The sequence below is a fragment of the Methylobacterium sp. J-088 genome, assembly GCF_022829295.1.
Classification (GTDB): Bacteria; Pseudomonadota; Alphaproteobacteria; order Rhizobiales; family Beijerinckiaceae; genus Methylobacterium.
The window spans coordinates 1-2,699 of record NZ_JAKSYH010000095.1; the positions used below are offsets into that span (position 1 = coordinate 1).

Sequence of the window (2,699 nt, forward strand, 5' to 3'; positions counted from 1 at the left end):
CCGGATTGTCGCCGGTGATATAGTCGTCCAGGCAATCGGGAAGCAGCGTGATCTGCTGACGGTCCTCACCTGCGATGAAGCGCTTCATCCCGACCTCCAAGATCGGAATTTACCCTATCAGATCAGCACGTTTTCACACAGCCTGGACCTATAACGGATCCACCAGAAATCTACTCGCAACCGATTCAAATCCTACACGCTGTGGGGCCGCGGCGGTGTTATCGATGCGCTTCATCACGTCAATGTTATGTTTTCATAAGCAGATTTTCCGATAAAAATGCAACAGCTCGTTATGTTTTTTGAATTTCACGTCATTTGATAAGCATTTATACTCCTTACCATTTATTGGACAGAGGCACGCATATCGCGAAAAATACGCCCAGGTGACACGATGAATTCCAACTATATTTTGTGGGCAACCACCATAATCATGTTGGCAGGCGGGCTTTTCATCCTGACGACAGGCAAACGTCGGACCTCCCCCGAGGGCTTGCACACTGCCCTCCACGGTATCGTCCCGATCATCGCGGCCTGTTCCTACCTCGCCATGGCAACGGGACAGGGTCTGATCCTTCTGCCGACGACCGAAGCCGCCGCGGTCGGAGCAGTGACGCCCACGCGGATTTTCTACTACGCGCGCTACATCGACTGGACCTTTACGACACCCCTGCTGCTGCTCTCGCTCGGGCTCACCGCCATGCGCCACGTTCCCAAGCGTCACGGTGCCATCGTGGGGGCCATCCTCGCGGATGCGATGATGATCGTCACCGCCTTCGCGTTCGGAGCCTCCGAGCTGGGCTGGACGAAATGGACATGGTTCATCGTCTCGTGCGTGGCGTTCCTGGGCGTCTACTACGCCATCTGGATGCCGCAGCTGGAAGCTAACGCCGCCGAGCGCGACGACATTCAGTACACCTACCGCCGCAACGCCTCCATCCTGTCGGTCGTGTGGCTCGGCTACCCGGTGATCCTGGCGGTGGCCCCGGACGGGCTCAACATCGTCAGCGATGCGGCCTCGGTGCTGGGCATCGCGATCCTCGATGTCATCGCTAAGGTCGTCTACGGTTATATGTCGACGGTGTCCGACACGAAGGCGACCGATAGGGATCTGGCCGAGGACCATCCCAGCGTCGTGCCAGTCCGACGGGCGGCCTGATGCCGCCCCCGGGCGGGAGTCTGCGCATCCTCCCGGCCGGGGCGACGGTGCCGTCGCTGCTCGCGGCGTCCCTCCTCACCGCGAGCTTGCTCCTGCCCTGGCAAGGCCAATGGTTGTGTGCCGCCGCCGTCATCATCGTGCTCGGCGTGTCGCACGGGGCACTCGACGTTGAGATCGGCCGCACCCTCCTGCGCCATCGGGTGGGCTGGGCGTGGTTTCCGCTGTTCGCAGCCCTTATCTCATGCTCGTAGCCGCCGTGCTTGGGGCGTGGCGGCTGGCACCGGAGTCGACCCTAGCCGCCTTCCTAGCGGTGTCCGTCTGGCACTTCGGCACTGAGGAAGTGGAGGGGGGCCGCGAATTATCGGTCCTGGCCTTGGGCGGCCTCCCGGTGGCGCTCCCGGTACTACCGTCCGGACCCATAATGGTAGCGCGGACGGCTTGGGTGTGATTCACGGCTTCCGTGGGAGGAGCCGATGGATCATTTCTGGCTGACGGACGAGCAGTTTGCGCGGATCACGCCGCACTTGCCCACCGACACACGGGGCAAGGAGCGCGTAGACGACCGGCGGGTGATCAGCGGCATCGTCCATGTCCTCAAGTCCGGCGGGCGTTGGACGGACGCACCGCGTGAGGTCTACGGGCCGAAGAAGACCCTCTACAACCGCTTCGTACGCTGGGCGGCCAAGGGGGTCTGGGTCGGCTTGTTCGAGACGCTGGCGCAAGCCGGCGGCCCGCCCTCCCAGGTGCTGATCGACTCCACCGCCGTGAAGGCGCATCGCTGCGCAGCCGGGGGTAAAGGGGGGAGCAGAACCAAGCCATCGGCCGCTCGCGTGGCGGGCGCACGACCAAGATCCACGCCCTCACCGATCGCTTCTGCCGCCCGCTCGCCTTCCTGCTGACCGGTGGGCAGGCCGCCGACTGCAAGGCCGGCGCGCTGCTGCTCGAACGTCTGCCCGCCTGCCGCATCGTGCTGGCCGACAAGGGCTACGACACCGACGCCATCCGCCGGCAGATCGAAGCGGCCGGGGCCGCACCCAACATCCCGCCCAAGATTAACCGGCGCTGGAAGCCCTGCTTCTCGCCCGTGCTCTACCGCGGCCGCAATGCCATCGAGCGCATGTTCGGGCGGCTCAAGGACTTTCGCCGCATCGCCACCCGCTACGACCGCTCGGCCACGAACTATCTCGCTGCCGTCTGCATCGCTGCCACCGTCAGCTACTGGTTATGAGTCCGGACGGTAGCCCAACCTGTCGCGACCGCGCGAGTGCTGTCGGCGATCTCCAGCGTCCCTCTAGCGGAGGCTCCGGCTTGGCTGTTGTGGCCAAGCTTGGCGTGGGTGCCGCTCGCGGTTCTCTGGGCCTGCCGCACGCTGATGTGGGGGCCGCGCCGTGCCCTACTCCTGCCACTCCTGCAGTGCGTCGGTTTCGCGGCACTGCCGCCGCTGACGGCGTTCGCGCTATACTTCGTGAGCGTACATGCCCCGTCTCACACGGCCGCGCTCATCCGGCACCCGACACGCGCGCCGCGGGTGCACAACACAGTC

At 64.1% G+C, this 2,699-nt stretch carries 5 protein-coding genes; all 5 read left to right on the top strand.

Going from position 1 to position 2,699, the window contains the following annotated elements; genetic code table 11:
* Nucleotides 1–391: 391 nt before the first annotated feature.
* On the top strand, nt 392–1,156 hold the full coding sequence (locus tag MKK63_RS10790) for a bacteriorhodopsin (RefSeq protein WP_244001484.1): 765 nt from the start codon (nt 392–394) through the stop codon (nt 1,154–1,156).
* Nucleotides 1,157–1,203: 47 nt separating this feature from the next.
* Nucleotides 1,204–1,407 (top strand): hypothetical protein, encoded by a 204-nt coding sequence (locus MKK63_RS10795; protein ID WP_244001486.1) that lies wholly within the window; start codon nt 1,204–1,206, stop codon nt 1,405–1,407.
* Nucleotides 1,398–1,604, top strand: a complete 207-nt coding sequence (locus MKK63_RS32205; protein ID WP_409564502.1) for a Brp/Blh family beta-carotene 15,15'-dioxygenase — start codon at nt 1,398–1,400, stop codon at nt 1,602–1,604. Before MKK63_RS10795 ends, MKK63_RS32205 begins: the two co-directional genes overlap by 10 nt.
* A gap of 25 nt (nt 1,605–1,629) precedes the next feature.
* Nucleotides 1,630–2,384 (top strand): IS5 family transposase gene (locus MKK63_RS10800; protein WP_244001488.1). Its coding sequence is split into 2 segments (ribosomal slippage): nt 1,630–1,960 and nt 1,960–2,384, totalling 756 coding nucleotides; the frame shifts between segments, so codons are not numbered across the junction.
* 108 nt (nt 2,385–2,492) lie between these two features.
* Nucleotides 2,493–2,699: Brp/Blh family beta-carotene 15,15'-dioxygenase (locus MKK63_RS10805; RefSeq protein ID WP_409564503.1), on the top strand; the 207-nt coding region annotated here is incomplete at its 3' end.